The organism is Saccharopolyspora indica (assembly GCF_027853965.1).
GTDB classification, from domain to species: Bacteria; Actinomycetota; Actinomycetes; order Mycobacteriales; family Pseudonocardiaceae; genus Saccharopolyspora; species Saccharopolyspora indica.
In genome coordinates this window covers 481,705-502,759 of sequence record NZ_JAQGLB010000002.1, presented here as the reverse complement: position 1 = coordinate 502,759, position 21,055 = coordinate 481,705, and the positions used below count along the sequence as shown (strand labels likewise).

Sequence of the window (21,055 nt, the reverse complement as noted above, 5' to 3'; positions counted from 1 at the left end):
ACGAGGTCGGAGCGGACTCGCTGAGCGGAACGTGCTCGAATTGCTAGCCTTCCGTCAGCTGGTCTGAACGCGCTGGGGGCGAACGTGCTGACCGTCATCGGATTGCTGTCCACCGCCTTCGGGGTGTCGGTGGCGTCCGCACTGCTCCCGTTGATCAGCGTCGAGCTGTTCGCGATCGGCCTGGTGCTCAACGGCCCGGAGATCCCGTGGTGGCTGCTGGCGGTGGTGATCGCCACCGGCCAGATCGGCGGGAAGCTGCTGCACTTCTACGCGGCGCGCGGGGCGATCCGGCTGCCGAAGTTCTTCCGCCGCAAGAACACCGGCGAGAAGGGCGGGCGGTGGCGCGAGTGGCTGGAGCGGTTCCGTGTGAACTGCCAGCAGCGGCCGGTGTGGACCGGCGCGGTCCTGCTGGTCAGCGCCACGGCGAGCCTGCCGCCGTTCGCGGCGGTCGCGGTGATCGCCGGCTGGGCGAAGGTGCCGCTGTCCACGTTCGTGATCACCGGTTTCATCGGACGTTTCGTCCGGTTCGGCGCCCTGGCCATCGCGCCGGGCGTGATCGTCGCCTGGCTGTGACGCCGCCCGGTGTCACCGGGCCCGCGGTGCCCGAGGTCGAGCCGGCCCGGGCCGGACCGTGCCCGCGACGGGGTGCGCCGGGCCCGGTGATCGAGCTCAGATCAGTCCCAGCTTCTTCGGCACGCCGCTGAGGGAATCGATCAGCCCGAAGACCGGCACGCCCAGCGGCGCGAAGGTCCACTTGTTGTTCAGCTCGCTGGTGTCCGGTTCGTCGACGACGGCGACGCCGTCCTGGCGGGGCGCCTCGGCGAGCGCGGCTGGTGCGCTGCTGAGCAGCGCGACACCGGTGAGCACTGCGGCGGTGAGGGCGCGGCAGGTGTTCTGCTTGGTCATGGATAGTCCCGTCTCTCGGCGATTTTCAGTGGTGGTCCCGTTCGGGAGTTGATCTCGCGTTGTGGGGGCTTGTTGTGGCTGGGTTGCGTCACGGTTCCCTGAGGTGCGGTTGAGCAGGGCTCCGGTCGGCACGAGGGGTGCCATGGCGGTTCTTCCGGTCACGGGTTCAGGACGTCGAAGACCGGTGCGAGCAGCTGGGTGGGCAGTTGCACCGACGGTTCGAGCAGCGGGCCCACGTCGACGCCGGGGAGCAGCCAGATCGGTTCGGCGGTCGCGACGCCGCCGGTGAGCAGGCAGGCGGTGATCGCGGTGGCCGCGACCGCGGCGAGCCTGCGGATGGTTGCGGACATTTCTCCTCCTCTGTCTGGCCGGTTCCTGCTGGTCCGGCCGGTTTCTCCTCAGGCGTTGCCGAGCGGGCCGGAGATGGCGACGATGGTTCCCTTCGGGATCCACTGGCCCGCCGCGGCGCTGCCGTGCTGGTGGGTGGGCATCTGCATCACGTCGACCTGGGCGGATGCGTAGACCGAGACCGCGCCGGTGAGGTGCTCGCCGCGGGCGGTGAGCCAGCGGCGGAATCCGGCCAGCGATGGCGGTTCGCCGCCGAAGCGCGCGGCGAGGGTCATGCCGTAGGTCAGGGAGCGCTGGTCGCGCGGGTCGAACCGGAGCGGTATCGAGACGCCGGGGATCTTGTTGATCACCGGGCCGTGCAGCAGCCACGGGGCCAGCTGCACGCCGTAGAGGTAGCTCGTGCCGCGGTTGGCGTCGTCGAGCGCTTCGGCCGCGCGGGACCAGCCGGAGACCACGAGCAGTGCGCCGTCCCGGTCTTCGCGGAGCGGAATGCCGCGCTGCTGGGCCGCGGCGGTCACCAGCTCGGTCGCGGCACGGCCGCGGGGTGAGTCGTCACCGATCACGTTGATCGCGGGCACCGGGACGTCGGCGAGGTGTCCGACCAGCTTCCGCAGCGCATCACCGTCCTCTTCGGACAGTTCGGCGGACGGGCAGCGGTCGAGGACCTCCGGTGATCCGGCGGCGAATCCGCCCAAGCCGGCGCTGGCGCATTCAGCGCCGTCCGGCCCCGCTGCACCGGGCAGCGCGGGCAGCTCCCCAGCGTCGAGGTCCACCGACTCCTCTTCAGCGCCGCGGCGCACGAGCAGATCGCTGCGGCCGGCAGGCAGGTCGATCTCCGCCCAGGTGCCGGAGCTCCCCGGGCGGGGCACCGCGCGGGCGAGTCCGGCAGCGGTCTCCACCACCACTTCCAGTCCGGCGCTCTCCGGGAAGTGCACCAGGTTCCGCCCCGGCCGGTGCGGGCTGACCAGCACCGGTGTTCCGGCCGCGGTCACCACCCGGGGCACTCCGGGCGCGGGCAGGTCGGCCGGTGGCGGGAGTCCCGGCAGCGCCGTCCACGCGACGACCGCGACCAGCACTCCGGCCGCGCCGAACCGGTAGCGCTGCCGCACATCGCGGAGTGCGACGGTCAGCGCCAGGACCGCCAGCGCGGCGACGGCGAGGACGAGCATCGCCAGGCCGTGCGCGCTCTCCACCAGCCGCCGGTCGAGGAAGCCGGATGCCAGCAGCTGCGCCGTCCCGGCTCCGGCCAGTGCGATCGCGGCGGTCAGCGCCACCGGCCCGGGGCGCAGTCCGCTGCCGGATCGCCGCTCCCCCGCGGCGATGCCGAACCAGACCACCGCGACAGCGGCGAAGACCGTGTCGAGGAAGAACTCGAACGAAGCGTGCTCCAGCGCGGCCTCGGCGATGAGCAGCAGGGCCAGCGCGAATCCCAGGTAGGTGGCGACCGACCGCCAGCGCAGCGAGATCGGCACGGCGAGCGCGAGCAGCGCGTGCACGACGGCGAAGCCGATGTTGATGTCGAGCACGACGGCGGAGCTCGCGCTGGCCGCGGCGGCGAGCGCCGCTGCGCCCCAGGCCAGCCGGGGCCGCACCGCGACCGCCGGACGCAGCAGGCCGATGCCCGCCACCAGTGCGGTGCTGGTCAGCAGCACCACTCGCAGCACCAGTCCCAACAGGTCCACTTCGGACGCCGCGAGGTGGGAATGCATGTGCTCCACCGCTTTCTCGTGTTCGGAGGTTCAGGGGTCCGCGCCGGTGACGCCGGGCGTGCGGAGACGGCGCCACCGACGCGGGTCAGCAGGCCCGCCGCGCGACCGGCAGCGCCGCGCGGCGGGTTCGCGGTCAGCCCTTGAGGTCCTCGTCGGCGACCACGAACAGCTCCGAGTGCGGTTTGGCGTTGCCGAACTGGCCGTGCGGCCAGGTCTTCCGGTTGAAGTTCACGCCGACCTCGCCGGTGACCTCGTCGCGGAAGCCCTCGTCGACCGAGACCTTCCCGTCCGGGCCCAGGTGCACCAGGTTGACCTTGTGGTCACCGTCCAGTCCGGACCTGGCGACGAAGTAGTTCGACACCGCGAGCCGCTGCGGCTGCTGCGTTTCGCGGTAGTAGCCGTCGTCGTCGAGCACGAAGTTGTCGTAGGCGCCCCAGTGCGGTCCCGCACCGGGCTGGCCGGGGTTGATCGGCGTCGTCCCCGCCAGCGTCGGGCAGTCGGCCTCGGCGCCGCCGTGCTCGGCTTCCTGCTTGGTGTCGATCGAGCACTGGTAGCCGGTGCCGGCCGCGACCAGCTTCGAGATGTCCAGCACGTAGACGCCGCCGGTGGTTCCGGGGTCGTCGGTGCCGAAGGTGCCGGGCTGGCGGCCCTGGATCGCGCGGTACAGGAAGCGGTCGTCCGGGCTGGTCTGGATCCAGCCGCCGTTGGAGCTCCCGCCGTTGCGGTCGTTGGCCGCGTCGAAGCCGGGTGCCGCGGTGCCGTCGTCGAACACCTGCCGCCACTGCGGTTCGGCGGCGGTGATGTCCGGCGTGTAGAACACCGCACCGCCCTGCATGGTCTGCGCGAAAGCGCCCTTGTGGCCGGGCAGGTTGGTCACGGTGGTCTCCATGACCGCGCGGCTCTCCTGGTGCAGCGGGTCGTTCGGGTCGGCGCGCGGGCCGTCGGGCAGGTAGGACACCGCCTTGAGCTTCGGGTGGTTGCGGTCGGAGATGTCCCAGGTCCGCACGGTCGGCCGCCGCAGGTACGGCGACGGCGCCTTCACCGGGTCCAGGATGATGTTGCGCGGCTCCACGTAGTCCGCGGTGACCAGCGTGTTCAGGTCCTCGCGGGCCTGGATGCCGTGCGGGTTCGCGCAGGTCGGCTGGCCGAGCCGCGGCAGGTTGGCGCACAGCTTCTCGTTGTCGCCGCCGGGTGTCGCGGCCGGGGACTGCGAGAGCACCCTGGCGTTCTCGTCGAACCGGACCACTTCGCCGGGGCTGCCGGCGAAGCCGTTGCCGATGTGCACCGAACCGTCGTCGTAGCGGTACGGGCCGGGCGCGACGGGCCCGCCCATGTACGTCGCGTACGCGGTGCCGTCCTTGAGCACCCAGTACGCGTCGGGCACCGAACCGCCGAGCGTCTGCGACGGCAGGCTGATGCCCTTCAGCTTCACCGACGGCAGTGCGGTGACGTCGAAGGCGTAGGTCGCGGCGCCGAAGAGCGCACCGGCGTAGATCGTGTCGCCCTTGTGCCACACGTACTGCATGTGGTGCGGCTCGTTCTCCACCAGCGGCCCGACGGTGATGGTGTTGACGACCTCGCCGTACCCGGGAGAGCCCGGGGTGGCGTCGATGACCGCGAGGAAGTCCGGTCCGGGCAGCGAATCCGCGATGTCGCCGATGCCGCCGGTGAGCGATCCGGGCAGGTCGCGGACCTTCGGCACGGCGGTGTCGGCGATGTTCTCGTCACCGGCCCACACCAGCAGCCATTCCTTGCGCTTGCCGTCGGACCGGGACTTCTGCAGCGCGCTCGTCACCAGGTGGTTGGTGACCGTGTAGTCCTTGCCGTCGGCACCTCTGATCGAGTGGGTGGACACTTCGACGTCGGCGTAGGCGTCCTGCACCGGGAGCGTGACCGCGCCGATGGCCAGCAGTGCGGCGCCCAATCCGGTGGACAGTCTTCGGTATCTGCTCTTCATCAATGCTCCGGGAATCGGTGTGGCCCTGATTCGGGCGTGCCGGTGCAGCCGTGCGGCCGCAATGGCGCCGCACGACCGGGAATCGGGCGAATAGCTGCCGAGCTCTCGACGCGCGGTCAAGAGCGCTCAGTTCTCCTCGTCCTGCCGTGGACCGGGAAAGCACTGCCCGGCTGCGCGACCGCGGTGGCGAATTCGAATTGGCGCGCAGTGGTGGCGGGGACTCAACGCACGCGACAGAGCGCGCTGGCCTGCTGCACGAGATCGACGTGCAGGCGAGCGACGAGAGTGCCGAACCTCGACATGGCAGGAATGATCTGCACACCGGAACCGGCTGTCAACGATGAACCACTGGATGAGATCGACCCCGCCCGTCACCGATGAATGCGCCGCACTCATCGGCATTCACCCGGAAAGAGGTCGTGGATTTAACACCGGCTCGGTATTTCGCCGCGATGAAGCGAAGAAAGCTCGTGAGCGCGGAAGCGGATTCCGCGCTCACGAACGGCGTTCAGCCGAGGTGTTCCCGGAGCGCTGCGGCGCCGGATTCGGCGAGCCAGTCGGTGAAGGTGCGCAGTCCGGGGTGGATCACGCGCAGCGCTTCGATGTCGGCGTGCCAGCGGTTGCCCGCCGCCCAGCTCTGCTTCGTCTCGGCGATCCCCGGGCCGACCGCGGCGGCTTCGTCGTCGGTGAGCTGCTCGTACCGGACGTGGATGCCGGTGGCGGCGGTGATCGCGGCGGCCGCCTCGACCGGAGTCGGCTGGTCACCGGCCAGTTCCAGCGTCCGCCCGGCGAACCGGGCGGGGTCGGCGAACGCGAGCGCGGCGAATTCGGCGATGTCGGCCAGGGCGATGATCTGCATCGGCTCGTGCGGCGGGAACAGGTGCCGGTGCACACCGCCGGAGATGCCGTCGATCCCGACTTCCGCCGGGATGAAGTAGTTGGTCATGAACCGGACGGGCCGCAGCACGGTGGGCGTCGCGACCCGGTCGCGCAGGTACTGCTCGATCCTCGCTTTCGCGGCCGCACCGGGGAATTCGATCGACGCCGTGGCCACCGTGCTCAGCACGACCTGCTCGACGCCCGCCGCGACCACCGCGTCGATCAGCGTCCGGACGCGGGCCTCTTCGAGGTCGGTCTTGCCCAGAGCGGTCTGGAGGGGCGGGATGGCGAAAACGGCTGCGACACCGTCGAGAGCGGGTGGCAGGCTGGCCGGGTCGTCGAAGTCGCCGACCGCGAGCTGGGCACCGGCAGCGGCCAGCGCCGCGGCGGCCGGGGCGGTCGCGTCGCGGACCAGGGCTCGCACCGGCCTGCCCTCGGCCAGCAGGCGGCGCGCGGTGGCGTTGCCCTGCTTGCCGGTGGCGCCGGTGACGAGGATCGGTGAGGTGTTCATGACGTCCGTTCCGGGGTGTGGTGAATACTGGCACGATCCGGAATGGTCGACCCGTTTCCGCTTCGCGGACAAGGATTGCGTGACATGCCAGCAGTTCCCGGCACCGAACGTGCCGATGCCCGGCGCAACCGGGAAGTCGTGCTGCGCGCGGCGATGCGGGCTTTCACCGAGGGCGGACTGGAGGTGTCGCTCGGCCAGGTGGCGCGGCGCGCCGGGGTCGGGGCCGGAACGGTCTACCGGCACTTCCCGAGCAAGGACGTGCTGGTCGAAGCGGTGCTCGCCGAGCACGTCGCGGAACTCGTGGCGGCTGCGGAGCAGTGGGCCGACCGCGCCGCTCCCGGTGACGCGCTGTTCGGCTTCCTGCTCGATGCGATCGGGAAATCGGCTGAGCGCCAGCACTTCTGCGATGCGTTCACCGCTGACCGGAGCTGGCCGCGAGCCGTGTTCACCGCGGCGACGCAGAAGTTCAACGAGGCGCTGGATCGCTTGCTGCGCAACGCGAAGCAGGCGGGAGCGGTACGCGAAGAGGTGCAGACCGATGATCTGGCCGCGATCATCATCGGTGGTGCCGCGCTGCGCTCAGCGCACCCGAACCGGGCGCGGAGCGCACGGCTGGTGCGGCTGATGCTGGACGGGCTGCGCACCGTCACGGAAGGAAGCCAGTTCCGTGACACATCCGCGCAGCAGCGTCACGGAACCGAGGCGTGCTGCGCGGAGTGCGGCACGCGGCTGCGCATCCGCTCCACCGGGCGGCCAGCGCGCTACTGCGGTCCGACCTGCCGGCAGCGCGCTCGCCGCAGGCGCATCTCCGGCTGATCAGCTCGGCCGGTCCTGGCGCTCCATCTCGATCGCGCGGCGCATCGCCTTGCGGCCCCGGTTGCGGTCGCCTGCCAGGTCGTAGGCCTGCGCCAGGGCGAACCAGCGCCGCCAGTCCTCCGGCTCGGCTTCGAGCTCGGCCTGCTTCTCGTCGAACCACGCGTCCGCGGCCTCCCGCTCGACGCGACCGGACGGCCGCAGCGGAAGGTGCGAGACGTCCGGCAGCGCGTCCTCGTCGTGCAGCCGCCGGGCCAGCCGCTCGGTGCTCGCGCCGAAGCGCAGCTGGTCGGCCACGAGCACCGCGCCGAGCACCGGCAGCACGAAGATCGCCAGGCCCAGCGCGATGAACACCGGCTGCCCGCTGACGATCATCGTGACGGCGCGCCCGCCCATGATCACCAGGTAGACCAGCAGCGCCGCCGCCACCACGAACGCGGAGGTCCGCGGGTTCAGGAACCGGCGCTGCTTCGACTCGGACAAGTCAGATCCCCAGCAGCGCGTCGAGCCCGACGGTCAGGCCGGGCCGGTCGCCGACCTCGCGGACCGACAGCAGCACGCCCGGCATGAACGAGCGGCGGTCGAAGGAGTCGTGCCGGATCGTCAGCGTCTCGCCCTCGGTGCCGAACAGCACCTCCTGGCTCGCCACCAGACCGGTCATCCGCACCGAGTGCACGCGCACGCCGTCGACGTCCGCACCACGCGCACCGTCGAGCTCCTTGGTCGTGGCGTCCGGGACCTCGCCGAGCCCGGCTTCAGCACGGGCCTGGGCGATCACCTGCGCGGTGCGCGCGGCCGTCCCGGACGGGGCGTCGGCCTTCTTCGGGTGGTGCAGCTCGACGATCTCGACGGATTCGAAGAACTTCGCGGCCAGCTCGGCGAACCGCATGGACAGCACCGCGCCGATGGCGAAGTTCGGCGCGACCAGCACGCCGACCTCGGGGCGCTCGGCCAGCCAGGACCGGATCTGCTCCAGCTCCGCGGCGCCGAGACCGCTGGTGCCCACGACGACGTGGATGCCGTGCTCGACGCAGAACCGGACGTTGTCCAGCACGGCGTCCGGGTGGGTGAGGTCGACGGCGACCTGCGCGCCCGCCGACACCAGGCCGGACAGGTCGTCCTCGCGGTTGATGGCGGCGACCAGCTCGGTGTCGGCGGCCTCGCCGACGGCGCGCACCGCCTCGGATCCCATCCGCCCGCGGGCGCCCAGCACACCGACCTTGATGCTCACGTGACGACTACCTCTCCACCCCGGCACTGAACGACCCCGAGTCTATGCACGCACCACCGCCCCCAGCCCGGTCGGGGTGGCGGCGTCAATTTCGTACGAAATTGACCAGGGCCCGGGTGACGGTTCAGATGCCTTCGGGGAGTTCTTCGAGGGAGTCGTAGGGGCCGACGACCGCTGTGGTGAGGGGGCGGCGGAGCAGTTCCGCCGCGAGCTGGGCCACGTCCTCGGCGGTGACCGCGTCGATGCGCTCCAGCGTCTGCTCGACCGTGAAGTGGCGGCCGTAGTTCAGCTCGGTCTTGCCGATGCGGCTCATCCGCGACGCGCTGTCCTCCAGGCCGAGCACCAGGCCTCCGCGCAGCTGACCTCGGCCGCGCTCCACCTCTTCCTCGGTCAGGCCGTCCGCGGCGACGCCCGCGAGCACGCCGCGGATCACCGTCGCGACCTCGCCGAGCCGGTCGGGCGTGCAGCCCGCGTACACCGAGAAGGTGCCCGCGTCGGAGTACGCGGTGGTCGAGGAGTAGACCGAGTAGGCCAGCCCGCGCCGCTCGCGGACCTCCTGGAACAGCCGCGAGCTCATGCCACCGCCCAGCGCGGCGTTGAGCACGCCGAGGGCGAACCGCCGCTCGTCGTAGCGGTCGAAGCTGCGGCAGCCCAGCAGCAGGTGGGCCTGCTCGGTGTCGTCCGGTTGCAGCACCAGGCGCTTCTGCTGCGGTAACCGGGCTCGCCCGGTGCGCGGCGGGGCGGGCGGCTCGTCGCCGGTCAGGCGGTCGCCGATGGCCTTGCGGATCAGGCGCAGCACCTTGCCGTGCTCGACGTTGCCCGCCGCCGCGACCACCATCTTCGGCATCGCGTAGCGGCTGCGGTAGAAGCCGTGCACCCGCGCCCGCGTCATCGCGGTGATCGAGTCCTCGGTGCCCAGGACCGACCTGCCCAGCGGGTGGTCGCCCAGCACCGCCGAGTTGAACAGCTCGTGCAGCAGGTCCTCGGCGTCGTCGTCGCGCATGGCGATCTCCTCGAGCACCACGCTGCGCTCGACGTCCACGTCGGACTTCGCGTTCACCGCGTCGAAGACCACGTCGCAGAGCATGTCCACGGCCATCGGCAGGTCGCGGTCCAGCACGTGCGCGTAGTAGCAGGTGTACTCCTTGGCGGTGAAGGCGTTGAGCTCGCCGCCGACGCCGTCGATCTCCTGCGCGATGTCCACCGCGGTGCGCTTCGCAGTGCCCTTGAACAGCAGGTGTTCGAGGTAGTGCGCGGCACCGGCCTGCGGTTTGCCCTCGTCGCGCGAGCCCACCCCGACCCAGATCCCGACCGACGCCGAGCGGACGCCGGGCACCGGTTCGGTCACCACCCGCAGCCCGCCGGGGAGCACGGTGCGCCGGACTGCGGCGTCCCCGCTGCGCCCGAGCACCCGGGTGGTCCCGGGGCGTTGCAGGTGGCCACCGACGTTCTGCTTCTGCTGCTTCATGTCCCCACGGAAAAGGTCGGGCGGGCTGGGTGCACACATGACGATACGGCCCGCCCCGGACGTACCGGGACGGGCCGCATCGAGGATCAGTCGCAGATCACTGCTCCGACTTCTCGGCCTCCGGCTCGGCGGGCGCCTCGGACTTCTCGTCCTCGTCGTTGACCAGCACCAGGCTGATCTTGCCGCGGCTGTCGATGTCGGCGATCTCCACGCGCAGCTTGTCGCCGACGTTCACCACGTCCTCGACCTTGCCGATGCGCTTGCCGTTGCCCAGCTTGGAGATGTGCACCAGGCCGTCCTTGCCCGGCAGCAGCGAGACGAACGCGCCGAACGCCGCGGTCTTGACCACGGTGCCCAGGAAGCGCTCGCCGACCTTCGGCAGCTGCGGGTTGGCGATGGCGTTGATCTTGTCGATCGCGGCCTCCGCGGACGGGCCGTCGGCGGCACCGACGTAGATGGTGCCGTCGTCCTCGATGGTGATCTCCGCACCGGTCTCCTCGGTGATCGAGTTGATCATCTTGCCCTTCGGGCCGATGACCTCGCCGATCTTGTCCACCGGGATGCTGATGGACGTCACGCGCGGGGCGTGCGGGCTCATCTCGTCGGGCTTGCCGATCGCCTCGGCCATCACCTCGAGGATGGTGAACCGGGCGTCGCGGGCCTGGCCGAGCGCCTGGGCCAGCACCTCGGACGGGATGCCGTCCAGCTTGGTGTCCAGCTGCAGGGCGGTCACGAAGTCCTTCGTGCCGGCGACCTTGAAGTCCATGTCGCCGAAGGCGTCCTCGGCGCCGAGGATGTCGGTCAGCGCCACGTAGTGGGTCTTGCCGTCGATCTCGTCGGAGACCAGACCCATCGCGATGCCGGCCACCGGGGCCTTCAGCGGCACACCCGCGTTGAGCAGGGACAGCGTCGAGGCGCAGACCGAGCCCATCGAGGTGGAGCCGTTGGAGCCCAGCGCCTCGGAGACCTGCCGGATGGCGTACGGGAACTCCTCGCGCGAGGGCAGCACCGGCATCAGCGCGCGCTCGGCCAGCGCTCCGTGGCCGATCTCGCGCCGCTTCGGGCTGCCCACCCGGCCGGTCTCACCGGTCGAGTAGGGCGGGAAGTTGTAGTGGTGCATGTACCGCTTCGTCGTCTCCGGGGACAACGAGTCGATGGTCTGCTCCAGGCGCAGCATGTTCAGCGTGGACACGCCCAGGATCTGGGTCTCGCCGCGCTCGAACAGCGCCGAGCCGTGCGCCCGCGGGATCACGCCGACCTCGGCGGACAGGCTGCGGATGTCGGTCAGCCCGCGGCCGTCGATGCGGACCTGGTCGCGGATGATCCGCTGCCGCACCAGCTTCTTGGTCAGCGAGCGGAACGCGGCGCCGAGCTCCTTCTCGCGGCCCTCGAACTGCTCGCCCTCGCCGGTGGCGACCTTCTCCAGCACCGACGCCTTGATCTCGTCGAGCCGGGACTCGCGCTCCTGCTTGCCGCCGATCTTCAGCGCCTCGGCCAGCTCGGTGGAGACGGCCTGCTCGACGGCGGTGAAGGCGTCCTCGGCGTAGGCCGGGAACACCGGGAACTCCTGGGCGGCCTTGCCCGCGGCCTGCGCCAGCTGCTGCTGCGCGTGGCACAGGGTCCGGATGAACGGCTTGGCGGCCTCCAGGCCGGCGGCCACGACCTCTTCGGTCGGGGCCTGGGCGCCCTCGGCGACCAGCGCGACCGTCTTCTCGGTGGCCTCGGCCTCGACCATCATGATCGCCACGTCGTCGCCGACGATGCGGCCCGCGACGACCATGTCGAACACGGCCCGCTCCAGCTGCTCGTGGGTCGGGAACGCGACCCACTGGCCGTCGATCAGCGCCATCCGGGTGCCGCCGATCGGGCCGGAGAACGGCAGGCCGGAGGCCTGCGTGGACGCCGACGCGGCGTTGATCGCCAGCACGTCGTACAGGTCGCCCGGCGCCAGGCTCATCACGGTGACGACGACCTGGATCTCGTTGCGCAGGCCGTCCACGAAGGACGGGCGCAGCGGCCGGTCGATCAGCCGGCAGGTCAGGATCGCGTCCGTGGACGGGCGGCCCTCGCGGCGGAAGAACGAGCCGGGGATGCGGCCCGCGGCGTACATCCGCTCCTCGACGTCGACGGTCAGCGGGAAGAAGTCGAAGTGCTCCTTCGGCTGCTTGGACGCCGTGGTGGCCGACAGCAGCATGGTCTCGTCGTCGAGGTAGGCGACGACGCTGCCCGCGGCCTGCTTGGCCAGCCGTCCGGTCTCGAAGCGGACGGTGCGGGTGCCGAAGGCGCCGTTGTCCAGCACCGCGGTCGCTTCGTACACACCCTCGTCGATCTGGGGTTCGGTCAAGATGACTCCTCTAGTCCTCACGAGGCCCACGGCAGGTGCATCCGGGTCGTGGTCCGACGAGGCCGGCCATCGATCGAAGCCCCCGGGAACGTCCGTTCGGACGACTTGCCCGGCAGCCACTACCGAGGACCGGCGGACGCCTGCCCGGTGCGTACCACCGTGAGCACTCTTTAAGTTGCTGCGGCGCCGAAGCGCCGGTCATGCACCGAGGGGAGCGGCCCGGCGGCCACTCCCCTCGGCGTTGGTCAACGGCGCAGGCCGAGTCGCTTGATCAGCGAACGGTAGCGCTCGATGTCCACCTTGGTCAGGTAGTTGAGCAGGCGGCGGCGACGACCGACCATCAGCAGCAGGCCACGACGCGAGTGGTGGTCGTGCTTGTGCTGCTTGAGGTGCTCGGTGAGCCCGGTGATCCGCTTGGTCAGCAGGGCCACCTGGGCCTCCGGCGAACCGGTGTCGCCGTCCTTGAGGCCGTACTCGGCCAGGATCTGCTTCTTCTCTGCAGTGGACAACGCCACGAGTTGACTCCTTCGATGTCCCGTGTCAGCTGCGCCCGGCGAAGCCGGGATCAGGTGTCCGAATCGAACACCTGACCGGAGCCGGCCACCACGGACTGCAGCCGCTCCACCGGTCAGGATATCAGGGAGCACTGCTCCTACCGGGTCAACCCGATGACGTGCGCGTCACCCCGACCCGGTGCACGGTCTGGTAGGCCGGGCCGCCTTCTCGCAGGTCACTGCGCACCACGGCGAGTTCGCGCGCCTCCCACCACGGCCCGGCGTAGCCGGCGAACAGGCCGGTCACCAGCTCCCGGTCGGCCCGCCCGGCCACCCAGCGGGCGATGGTCAGGTGCGCCCGGTAGCCGTGCGGATCGCCACCGGCCGCGCGCACCAGCGCCCGCAGCGCGCGGTCGTCGTCGGCGGTGCCCGGTTCGGCGCCGATCCACAGCACACCGCGGAAGATCCCGCTGCCCGCCAGCCGCAGGCGCGGCGCCGCGGGGTCGGTGGCCAGCAGCCGCGCGACCCGGTGCTCCAGCCGCTCGGCGACCTCGTCGGGATCGGCGTCGTCGCCGTGGAAGCACAGCGTCAGGTGCCAGCGCTCGGGCCCGCTGAACCGGAACTTCCGCAGCCCGGCCGTCGCCGCGGCCACCCGATCGCGGTCCAGCCGGTCGACAGCGGCGGACAGGTGCCGCACCGCCGCCTCCGACGGCCACAACGCGGTGAACAGGCGCATCTGCGGCCCCCTCCTGGCGATGGTGGTCCTCCCGACCATCGCACTCGTCGGGGTCAGTCGCCGTTGGCGGCGCGGCGCAGCAGGCCCGCCAGGCCCGGGTAGCGGCCTTCGAGGATGGACGCCGCGGCCTCCAGCTCGTTCGGCTTCGCGACCTCGCGCAGGATCGGCCAGGCGGCCTCCTCGCCGTTGGCCGCGTGCTTGACCGGCAGGTCGTCGCGCCCCACCGACGGCTGCGACTGGCGGACGTCCTCCAGCGCCTGCTTGATCGCATCGGGCTCGCCCGCCGCCACCCCCGGGATGAGCACCTTGCGCTCCAGCATCACCAGCCGGGCCAGCACCTGCGGGTTGCCGATCTTGGCGCGGCGGCCGCTCATCACCTGGCTGAGCATCGGCGCGCTGATGCCGAGCACGTCGGCGAGCTGGGCCTGCGAGATGCGGAACGCGACGACCAGGCGGCGCACCCGGTCGCCCAGCGGTTCGCCGTACCACTGCCGCTGCAGGGCCAGGTTCCGCTGAACGCCGCTGCTCTCCGCCACCTTCGCTCCCCCGATCTCGGCACCGACCCGATCACGCCTGGCCGTTCCGGCTCTGAATACTGCCAGGTCATCGGCCAGATGTGAGCGCGAATCGGAAACATGCCCGGGGCGTCTTGGGCCGCTCGGGTGCCGCGATTGCTCCGTCCGGGGCGTCGGCATGCCTGCTCTCACCCGTCCACGGCCAGGATGCGCCGGGTCTCGGCGACGTCCTGGTGCATCTGCTCGATCAGCGCGTCCACGCTGTCGAAGCGCTCCATCGCGCGCAGCCGCTGCACGAAGTCCAGGTCCACGTGCTCGCCGTAGAAGTCGGCGTCGATGTCGAGCACGTAGGCCTCGACGGTGCGCTCGGTGCCGGAGAACGTCGGGTTGCTGCCCACCGAGACCGCGGCGGGCAGCGTGCGCCCGGGATCGCGAGAACCTCGGTGCCGGTGCGTGAACCAGCAGGCGTAGACGCCGTCGGCCGGGATCGCCGCGTGCGGCGGAGTGGACAGGTTCGCGGTGGGGAAGCCGAGCTCCTTGCCGCCGCGCCCCGCTCCACGCACCACGATGCCCTCCAGGCGGTGGTCGCGGCCGAGCGCGGAGGCCGCGGCACCCACGTCACCGGCGTCGATGCACGAGCGGATGTAGGTCGAGGAGAAGGTCACCGAGGCGCCCGCCGGGTCGTCGGCCCGCTGCACCGGGCCGGACACCAGGGCGTCGGACTCGACGTCGAAGCCGAACCGCTCCCCCAGCTTGGCCAGCAGTTCGATGTTGCCCGCGGCCTTGTGCCCGAAGGTGAAGTTCTCGCCCACCACGATCTCGGCGGCGTGCAGCTTCTCGACCAGGATCGCGTGCACGAACTCCTCGGCCGGGATCCGGGAGACCTCGCGGGTGAACGGCAGCACGCAGAACACGTCCACGCCGAGCTGCTCGACCAGTTCCGCGCGCCGCCGCAGCGTGGTGAGCTGCGCCGGGTGGCTGCCCGGCCGCACCACCTCCGACGGGTGCGGGTCGAAGGTCATCAGCACGCAGGGCACGCCCCGCCGCCGCGCCTGCCGCACCGCGTGCGAGATGAGTTGCTGGTGCCCGCGGTGCACGCCGTCGAAGACACCGATGGTGACCACGCACCGTCCCCAGCCGCCGGGAAGCTGCTCCAAACCACGCCATCGCTGCACGACCACGCAGCCTACTGCGCCGTCGGGGGAACGTTGGACAGCCATGGCCCGTGCCGCGGGGTCGTGAGCGCGAAGGCGCGTTGGAACACCGTTGCGCGCTCACGACCCCGGCCGGTCAGCTGACGCCTGCGCCGAAGGCGGAGAGGTCCACGGTGGAGCCGGCGCAGAGCGAACCGAGCACGTCCTGCTCGCCGGTGTTCACCGCGACCTGCAGCGCGTCGGCCCAGTTGTCCGAGCCGGCGAGGTTCAGCGCGAGCTCGCTCGGGCTCGACCCGCAGCCCTCCGCAGCGGTCCACTTCAGCGACAGGAACGCCTGGTCGTAGGCCGGGCCCGGCATCGGCACGCGGGACGGTGCGGGTTCGAGGGTGTGCTGGACGGTGGTCGTCAGCGGCTGGCCGTTCCCGTCGAGCACCCGGAGGTCCGGGTAGCGGTCCAGCACGCAGGGGTCGCTCGCGTCCTTCTTCGTCACCAGCAGCGTCCCCTCGCCGCCCGCCGGGCTCGCCTCCCCGGACTGGTACTGCGCGGTCAGATCCCGCCCGGTGCAGGGCCGGTCCTCGTCCGAGCGCCCGTTGTCACCCGAATCCTCGGTTCGCTCACCTGCCTCGATCGACTGGCCGTTGGCCTGCGGTTCCGGGTTCGCGGGCGACTGCCCCGAGCCCGCCGCACATCCGCTCAGCGCCAAACCCGCCGCCAGCACGACGGTCGCCCCGACCACTCGCTTGCGCATGCTGCTCCCACTTCCTCGTCGTTCGTCCGGACTCGGTCGTGGGACGGCGCGCGCCACCCCAGGTTCCAGCGTGTGGCGCGGGTCACCGAAAACAGGTGCGAATCGAGAAGTTCCGGTCAGTTCGCCGGGATGATCACCAGCACCGGTTTCGCCGTCCGGCCGCGATCGCGGACCAGCGCGACCGCGCGGCCGTCCGGGTCGAACATCCCGTAGGTGCCCTCGACGCCCGCCGCGGGCACCAGCTGGCCGTGCGAGAGGGCGCGGGCCAGGGTGGCGTCCACGTCGCGGCGCGGGAAGGCGGTCGCCACCGCCTCGTCGAGGCCCATCGACAGCCCCGGTTCCGCCTCCAGCTGCTCCAGGGTCCGCGCGGTGGCCAGCCCGAACGGGCCGACCCGGGTGCGGCGGAGCTCACCCAGGTGACCGCCGACGCCGAGGCCGGCGCCCAGGTCGCGGGCCAGCGCCCGCACGTAGGTGCCGGACGAGCACTCGACCAGCACGTCGAGCTCGGTGGTGCGCTCGGTGCGGCGCAGGCCGAGCACGTCGAAGCGGGAGACGGTCACCGGCCGGGCCGCCAGCTCGACCTCCTCGCCGCTGCGCACGAGCTCGTAGGCCCGGCGGCCGTTGATCTTCACCGCGCTGACCGCGCTGGGCACCTGCTGGATCTCGCCGGTGAGCTCGGCGATCCCGGCGCGGACCGCCGACTCGTCGACCGCGGCGGCGTCCACTTCGGACAGCACTTCGCCCTCGGCGTCGTCGGTGCTGGTCGTGGCGCCCAGCCGGATGGTTGCCAGGTAGGACTTGGTGTCCAGGGCCAGGTGGCCGAGCAGCTTGGTGGCCCGCTCCAGGCCCAGCACCAGCACACCGGTGGCCATCGGGTCCAGGGTCCCGGCGTGACCGACCTTGCGGGTGCCCATGATGCGGCGGACCCGCGAGACGACGTCGTGCGAGGTCATCCCCGCCGGTTTGTCGACCACGAGCAGGCCGGGCGGAACTGTGGGGCGTGCTTTTCGGGAGTGCTCGGACACGACGCACCATCATTCCCGACCTCGCGCCGCCGATCACCGCCAGGGGTCGGACGGGCGCAGGCCGGAGGCTCTAGGGTTGATCCGCTGACTAGGAGGTTGACGTGGCGTTCCGACAGATCCGGCGATTCGGCGATCCGATCCTGCGCATGGCCGCCGAGCCGGTCACGGAGTTCGACCAGCGGCTGCGCACCATCGTCGCGGACCTGCTGGACACCGTCGACGCGCCCGGCCACGCCGGGGTCGCCGCACCGCAGATCGGGATCGGCGTGCGGGCCTTCAGCTACAACGTGGACGGCGAGATCGGCTACGTGATCAACCCGGAGCTGGTGGAGCTCTCCGAGAAGACCCAGGACGGCTACGAGGCCTGCCTGTCGCTGCCCGGCCTCGGCTTCGACACCCGCCGCGCCCAGCACGCGGTGGTGCGCGGCGTCGACGCCGACAACGAGCCGGTCACGGTCTCGGGCAGCGGCCTGATGGCCCGCTGCCTCCAGCACGAGACCGACCACCTCGACGGCAAGGTCTACATCCAGCGCCTCCCCCCGGAAACCCGCCGCGAAGCCTTCCGCCAGGTCCGCGACCAGGACTGGTTCTGGCAGCACTGACCACCCGATCAGCTGACAGGGGAAGATCACGCGGTGGTGGGTTGGGTTCGGGTGGCGCCGGTGACCGCCCAGCGGCCGGAGCGGGCGCGGAGCAGCAGCGTCACCAGGCGCAGGACCATGAACATCGACAGGCCGGTCCAGATGCCCGCGAGGCCCCAGTCGAAGGCCAGCGAGAGCCAGATCAGCGGCAGGTAGCCGACGAAGGCGCTCAGCAGCGTCGCGGTGCGCAGGTAGGCCGCGTCCCCGGCGCCCAGGAAGACGCCGTCCAGCGCGAACACCACACCGGCGATCGGCTGCAGGAGGACGAAGAACCACCAGGCCTGCGGGATCGCCGCCAGCACCGCGCCGTCGGAGGTGAACACCGCGGGCAGCGGCACGGCGAGCGCGGCGAACAGGACGCCGAGCACGATCCCGAACACCAGGCCGTACCAGGTGATCTGCCTGGCGATGCCCTTGGCGCGCGACGCCGAACCCGCGCCCAGCGCCGCTCCGACCAGCGACTGCGCGGCGATCGCCAGCGAGTCCAGCACCAGCGCCAGGAACGTCCAGAGCTGCCAGACCACCTGGTGGGCCGCCGCGGCCTCGGCACCGGTCCGGGCGGCCACCGACGTCGCCGACAGGAAGCACACCTGGAAGGCGAGCGTGCGCAGCACCAGGTCGCGCCCGAGGCCGAGCTGGGCGCGCATCAGGGCCGGCTGCGGCTTCAGCGACACGCCCTCCACGACGAGGGCCCGGACGAACAGCGACGCGGCGATGCTCTGGCCGACCAGGTTCGCGATCGCCGAGCCCTCCAGCCCCCAGCCGAAGGGGTAGACGAACAGCGGGCACAGCACCGCCGACACGCCGTTGCCGACCAGCACGTACCGCAGCGGGCGAGCGGTGTCCTGCACCCCGCGCATCCAGCCGTTGCCCGCCATCGTGATCAGCACCAGCGGAGCGCCGCAGAGCGCGATGCGCAGCCAGACCGCGGCCGCGTCGGCGATCGGTCCCGGCCCGGCGAGCAACTCGGCGACCGGGACGGCCACCAGCTGGGCCAGCAGCATGAGCGCGACGCCGACGGCGATGCCCAGCCAGGTGGCCTGGACGCCTTCGGCCACCGCGTCCTTGCGGCGGCCCGCCCCGTGCAGCCGCGCAGTGCGCGCCGTGGTGCCGTAGCTCAGGAACGTCAGCTGGCTGGAGATCAGCGTGAACAGCGTGCCGCCCAGCGCGAGACCGGCCAGCGGGACCGCGCCGAGGTGGCCGACCACCGCGGTGTCGACGAGCACGTACAGCGGTTCGGCGGCGAGCACGCCGAGCGCCGGAACAGCGAGCGCGAACACCTTGCGCGGTGCGATGCGCTCCCCTGGTTCGGACACACTTCCTCCATGTCGTCGCCTGCTGGGATCGGTGGGCGTTTCGCGCGAGCTAAGCTGCGAAAAAGGGTTTCGCCCCTGACAGGACAGGCTACGGTAAGGACCGCAGATGGACAACGCTGATTACGTCGCCGTGGCACTCCGGATCGCCAACGCCGATCTGAGCGGCCTCGACGCGGTGCGCGCCGCGGTCCACGACGAACCCTGGTGGGCCGACCGCCTCGGCGAAGCCGACCTGCCGGTGCTGCGCACGGTCGCCGACGGGCTGCGCCGGGCGCTGGACGCCATGGTCGGCGGCGACGGCGAAACCGTGCTCGCGGAGATCAACGCCCTGCTCTCGGCGCATCCGCCCCGGCCGCGGCTCTCCGGCCACGGCGGCCGCAACGGCAACCCGAACTGGCACGTCCACGTCGCAGGCCCGGACGCCCCGGCGGTCGACGAGGTCGCGGCAGCGGCGGCCTGGGGCCTCGCGCAGGGCGTCGTCCACCACGGGACCGATCGCTGGGGCCGCTGCCAGGCCGACGGCTGCGACACCTACTACCTGGACACCTCGACCAACCAGGCCAAGCGCTTCTGCTCCCCGCGCTGCGCGAACCGCATGCACGTCGCGGCCTTCCGCGCCCGCCGCCGCGAGTGACGGATCAGTCGAGGAACGGGGCTTCGCCGAGGGCCTTGCGGATCGACTCGATGATGTCCTCCGGCTTGCCCTGCGCCGTGAAGCCCGAGGCCAGGCGGTGACCGCCACCGCCGCAGGCCGCCGCCGCGTGGCCGACGTCCAGGCGGCTGTCCGCGCGCAGCGACACCGACCAGCTCTGCGGCGCCATCTCCTTGAGCACCGCGGTCACCTCCGCCTCGCTGGTCGTGCGCAGCACGTCGATGACGCTGTCGATCTCCTCGCTCCGCAGACCGTCGGAGTCGGCCAGCCGGACCGTGGCGTGCACGAACCCGAGACCGCGCGCGGCGGACGGCTCCAGCTCCGCGGCGCCGAGCACACCGGCCAGCATGCCCATCCAGCCGAACGGATGGGTGTCGAGCAGCGGCCGCGTGGTCGCCTCCGGGTCCACCCCGGCGCGCAGCAGCCGCGCCGCCACCTCGTGGGTCCGCGCGCTGGCGTGCCGGAAGGAACGGGTGTCGGTGACCAGTCCCGCGTACAGGCACCGCGCGATCGGCAGGTCCAGCTCCGCGCCCAGCTCGTCGAGCAGCCGCAGGACGATCATCACGGTCGCCTCGGCGTGCTCGTCGACCACGTGCAGCGTGCCGTAGCGCGTGTTGGACACGTGGTGGTCGACGACGATGACGTCGCCACCGGCCTCGATGGTCCCGGCGACCCGGTCGGCCAACCGCCCGAGCCGCTGCAGGCTGCCGGTGTCGCACACCACGAGGGTGGGCGGCGCGGCGGGAACCTCGTCGACGGGGACCACCAGGCCGTCGCCGTCCAGATCGCGCAGCGAGGCCGGCGGCAGGTCCGGGGTGCCGAACGACACGCGCACGGTGCAGCCCCGCCGCCGCAGCGCCCGGCCCAGCGCGAGCGCGCTGCCGAGCGCATCCGCGTCCGGGTTCACGTGCCCGAACAGCGTCACGTCCGTGGCATCGGCCAGCTTGCGCGCGGCCGCCACCACAGCCGGTGCGACGGGATCCGCCACGGCTCCGGACCGGTCGTCTGCTTCGGGTTGCCCGCGCACAGGTTCACCTCCACGGCATGGGCGGCCACGGCGACCGCCCGTGCACAACGCACCTGATGCTGCGCTGCGACTCAACCACTCTGTGGCCCACGCCGCACATCGGCGTCCGAAAACGACTCGGATTCCGCACCGTCGGTGTCGGCCTCGTCATCGTCGGTGCTGGTCCGGTAAGGATCGGCGTCCCCGGCGTGCGCCGCGCCGGACGCCAACCGGGCCACCTCCGCGTCGGCCTCCTTGGCCTTGGCGAGCAGCTCCTCCATCCGCCGCGCGTTGTCCGGCACGGTGTCCGCGACGAACGTCAGCGTGGGCGTGAAGCGCACGCCGGTCTGCTGGCCGACGCGGGAGCGCAGCACCCCGGTCGCGCTGGACAGCGCGGCGGCGGTCGAGGCGTAGTCCGCGTCGTCACCGAAGACCGTGTAGTAGACAGTGGCATCCCGCAGGTCCGGGGTGACCCTGGCGTCGGTGATGGTCACCATCGCCAGCCGCGGGTCCTTGACCTCGTGCTCCAGCCCGGACGCGACGATCTGGGCGATCCGCTTGGCGAGCCTGCGGGCGCGCGGAGCATCAGCCACGGCGCACCT

The 21,055-nt window shown here is 71.7% G+C and carries 22 protein-coding genes; 4 read left to right on the top strand and 18 right to left on the bottom strand.

Annotated elements, in window-relative coordinates; genetic code table 11:
• Positions 1-84: 84 nt before the first annotated feature.
• Positions 85-573, top strand: coding sequence for a VTT domain-containing protein (locus tag OU416_RS06230; RefSeq protein ID WP_270925845.1), 489 nt, complete (start codon positions 85-87; stop codon positions 571-573).
• 96 nt (positions 574-669) lie between these two features.
• Here OU416_RS06230 and OU416_RS06225 read toward each other — a convergent pair whose 3' ends face one another.
• The 5 genes from OU416_RS06225 to OU416_RS06205 all read right to left on the bottom strand — a co-directional run bounded on the left by OU416_RS06225 (position 670) and on the right by OU416_RS06205 (position 6,310).
• On the bottom strand, positions 670-906 hold the full coding sequence (locus OU416_RS06225; RefSeq protein WP_270925844.1) for a hypothetical protein: 237 nt from the start codon (positions 904-906) through the stop codon (positions 670-672).
• Between the two features lie 158 nt (positions 907-1,064).
• A complete protein-coding gene (locus OU416_RS06220; RefSeq protein ID WP_270925843.1) occupies positions 1,065-1,256 on the bottom strand; it encodes a hypothetical protein in 192 nt (63 codons plus the stop codon).
• Positions 1,257-1,304: 48 nt separating this feature from the next.
• Entirely contained in the window at positions 1,305-2,963 is a 1,659-nt protein-coding gene (locus OU416_RS06215; protein WP_270925842.1) for a hypothetical protein, read from the bottom strand.
• 133 nt (positions 2,964-3,096) lie between these two features.
• Positions 3,097-4,920 (bottom strand): hypothetical protein, encoded by a 1,824-nt coding sequence (locus OU416_RS06210; RefSeq protein WP_270925841.1) that lies wholly within the window; start codon positions 4,918-4,920, stop codon positions 3,097-3,099.
• A 508-nt stretch (positions 4,921-5,428) separates the two neighbouring features.
• Positions 5,429-6,310, bottom strand: a complete 882-nt coding sequence (locus OU416_RS06205) for an NmrA family NAD(P)-binding protein (protein WP_270925840.1) — start codon at positions 6,308-6,310, stop codon at positions 5,429-5,431.
• An 84-nt stretch (positions 6,311-6,394) separates the two neighbouring features.
• Between OU416_RS06205 and OU416_RS06200 the strand changes: the two genes are divergently transcribed.
• Positions 6,395-7,126, top strand: coding sequence for a TetR/AcrR family transcriptional regulator (locus OU416_RS06200; protein WP_270925839.1), 732 nt, complete (start codon positions 6,395-6,397; stop codon positions 7,124-7,126).
• Here the strand turns inward: OU416_RS06200 and OU416_RS06195 are convergent, their stop codons facing one another.
• The 10 genes from OU416_RS06195 to truB form a co-directional block, all read right to left on the bottom strand.
• Positions 7,127-7,519 (bottom strand): hypothetical protein, encoded by a 393-nt coding sequence (locus OU416_RS06195; RefSeq protein ID WP_372907163.1) that lies wholly within the window; start codon positions 7,517-7,519, stop codon positions 7,127-7,129.
• A gap of 88 nt (positions 7,520-7,607) precedes the next feature.
• Complete coding sequence (dapB, locus tag OU416_RS06190; protein WP_270925837.1) at positions 7,608-8,354, bottom strand: 4-hydroxy-tetrahydrodipicolinate reductase; 747 nt, start codon at positions 8,352-8,354, stop codon at positions 7,608-7,610.
• Positions 8,355-8,478: 124 nt separating this feature from the next.
• Positions 8,479-9,822, bottom strand: a complete 1,344-nt coding sequence (locus OU416_RS06185; RefSeq protein ID WP_270925836.1) for a M16 family metallopeptidase — start codon at positions 9,820-9,822, stop codon at positions 8,479-8,481.
• 97 nt (positions 9,823-9,919) lie between these two features.
• Entirely contained in the window at positions 9,920-12,166 is a 2,247-nt protein-coding gene (locus OU416_RS06180) for a polyribonucleotide nucleotidyltransferase (protein ID WP_270925835.1), read from the bottom strand.
• A gap of 245 nt (positions 12,167-12,411) precedes the next feature.
• Positions 12,412-12,681 carry a 30S ribosomal protein S15 gene (gene rpsO, locus OU416_RS06175; protein ID WP_093146528.1) on the bottom strand — a complete coding sequence of 90 codons (270 nt, stop codon included), beginning with the start codon at positions 12,679-12,681 and terminating at the stop codon, positions 12,412-12,414.
• Between the two features lie 145 nt (positions 12,682-12,826).
• The gene (locus tag OU416_RS06170) at positions 12,827-13,396 is read right to left on the bottom strand and encodes a 2'-5' RNA ligase family protein (RefSeq protein WP_270925834.1); all 570 of its coding nucleotides are present in this window, start codon (positions 13,394-13,396) and stop codon (positions 12,827-12,829) included.
• A gap of 53 nt (positions 13,397-13,449) precedes the next feature.
• Positions 13,450-13,932 carry a helix-turn-helix domain-containing protein gene (locus OU416_RS06165; RefSeq protein WP_270925833.1) on the bottom strand — a complete coding sequence of 161 codons (483 nt, stop codon included), beginning with the start codon at positions 13,930-13,932 and terminating at the stop codon, positions 13,450-13,452.
• Positions 13,933-14,099: 167 nt separating this feature from the next.
• Positions 14,100-15,086 carry a bifunctional riboflavin kinase/FAD synthetase gene (locus OU416_RS06160; RefSeq protein ID WP_270925832.1) on the bottom strand — a complete coding sequence of 329 codons (987 nt, stop codon included), beginning with the start codon at positions 15,084-15,086 and terminating at the stop codon, positions 14,100-14,102.
• A 115-nt stretch (positions 15,087-15,201) separates the two neighbouring features.
• Positions 15,202-15,813: a DUF4232 domain-containing protein gene (locus OU416_RS06155; RefSeq protein ID WP_270925831.1), complete on the bottom strand. Its 612-nt coding sequence runs from the start codon at positions 15,811-15,813 to the stop codon at positions 15,202-15,204.
• A 116-nt stretch (positions 15,814-15,929) separates the two neighbouring features.
• Positions 15,930-16,838: a tRNA pseudouridine(55) synthase TruB gene (truB, locus tag OU416_RS06150; protein WP_372907160.1), complete on the bottom strand. Its 909-nt coding sequence runs from the start codon at positions 16,836-16,838 to the stop codon at positions 15,930-15,932.
• Between the two features lie 101 nt (positions 16,839-16,939).
• Here truB and def point away from each other — a divergent pair, with 101 nt between their 5' ends.
• Positions 16,940-17,440, top strand: a complete 501-nt coding sequence (gene def / locus OU416_RS06145) for a peptide deformylase (RefSeq protein ID WP_270925830.1) — start codon at positions 16,940-16,942, stop codon at positions 17,438-17,440.
• Between the two features lie 26 nt (positions 17,441-17,466).
• On the opposite strand, the gene OU416_RS06140 is transcribed toward def, so the two are convergent.
• Complete coding sequence (locus OU416_RS06140; protein WP_270925829.1) at positions 17,467-18,795, bottom strand: MATE family efflux transporter; 1,329 nt, start codon at positions 18,793-18,795, stop codon at positions 17,467-17,469.
• Between the two features lie 106 nt (positions 18,796-18,901).
• Here OU416_RS06140 and OU416_RS06135 point away from each other — a divergent pair, with 106 nt between their 5' ends.
• Entirely contained in the window at positions 18,902-19,429 is a 528-nt protein-coding gene (locus tag OU416_RS06135; protein ID WP_270925828.1) for a CGNR zinc finger domain-containing protein, read from the top strand.
• 4 nt (positions 19,430-19,433) lie between these two features.
• Here the strand turns inward: OU416_RS06135 and OU416_RS06130 are convergent, their stop codons facing one another.
• A complete protein-coding gene (locus tag OU416_RS06130) occupies positions 19,434-20,435 on the bottom strand; it encodes a DHH family phosphoesterase (protein ID WP_270925827.1) in 1,002 nt (333 codons plus the stop codon).
• A 110-nt stretch (positions 20,436-20,545) separates the two neighbouring features.
• Entirely contained in the window at positions 20,546-21,046 is a 501-nt protein-coding gene (gene rbfA, locus OU416_RS06125) for a 30S ribosome-binding factor RbfA (RefSeq protein ID WP_093344779.1), read from the bottom strand.
• Positions 21,047-21,055 lie beyond the last annotated feature (9 nt).

Coding starts and splice junctions, on each gene's coding strand:
- OU416_RS06185 (WP_270925836.1), bottom strand. CDS start 9,822: ATGAAGCAGCAGAAGCAGAACGTCGGTGGCCACCTGCAACGCCCCGGG.
- OU416_RS06170 (WP_270925834.1), bottom strand. CDS start 13,396: ATGCGCCTGTTCACCGCGTTGTGGCCGTCGGAGGCGGCGGTGCGGCAC.
- OU416_RS06205 (WP_270925840.1), bottom strand. CDS start 6,310: ATGAACACCTCACCGATCCTCGTCACCGGCGCCACCGGCAAGCAGGGC.
- OU416_RS06215 (WP_270925842.1), bottom strand. CDS start 2,963: ATGCATTCCCACCTCGCGGCGTCCGAAGTGGACCTGTTGGGACTGGTG.
- OU416_RS06155 (WP_270925831.1), bottom strand. CDS start 15,813: ATGCGCAAGCGAGTGGTCGGGGCGACCGTCGTGCTGGCGGCGGGTTTG.
- OU416_RS06210 (WP_270925841.1), bottom strand. CDS start 4,920: ATGAAGAGCAGATACCGAAGACTGTCCACCGGATTGGGCGCCGCACTG.
- OU416_RS06135 (WP_270925828.1), top strand. CDS start 18,902: ATGGACAACGCTGATTACGTCGCCGTGGCACTCCGGATCGCCAACGCC.
- OU416_RS06195 (WP_372907163.1), bottom strand. CDS start 7,519: ATGGGCGGGCGCGCCGTCACGATGATCGTCAGCGGGCAGCCGGTGTTC.
- OU416_RS06200 (WP_270925839.1), top strand. CDS start 6,395: ATGCCAGCAGTTCCCGGCACCGAACGTGCCGATGCCCGGCGCAACCGG.
- OU416_RS06225 (WP_270925844.1), bottom strand. CDS start 906: ATGACCAAGCAGAACACCTGCCGCGCCCTCACCGCCGCAGTGCTCACC.
- OU416_RS06220 (WP_270925843.1), bottom strand. CDS start 1,256: ATGTCCGCAACCATCCGCAGGCTCGCCGCGGTCGCGGCCACCGCGATC.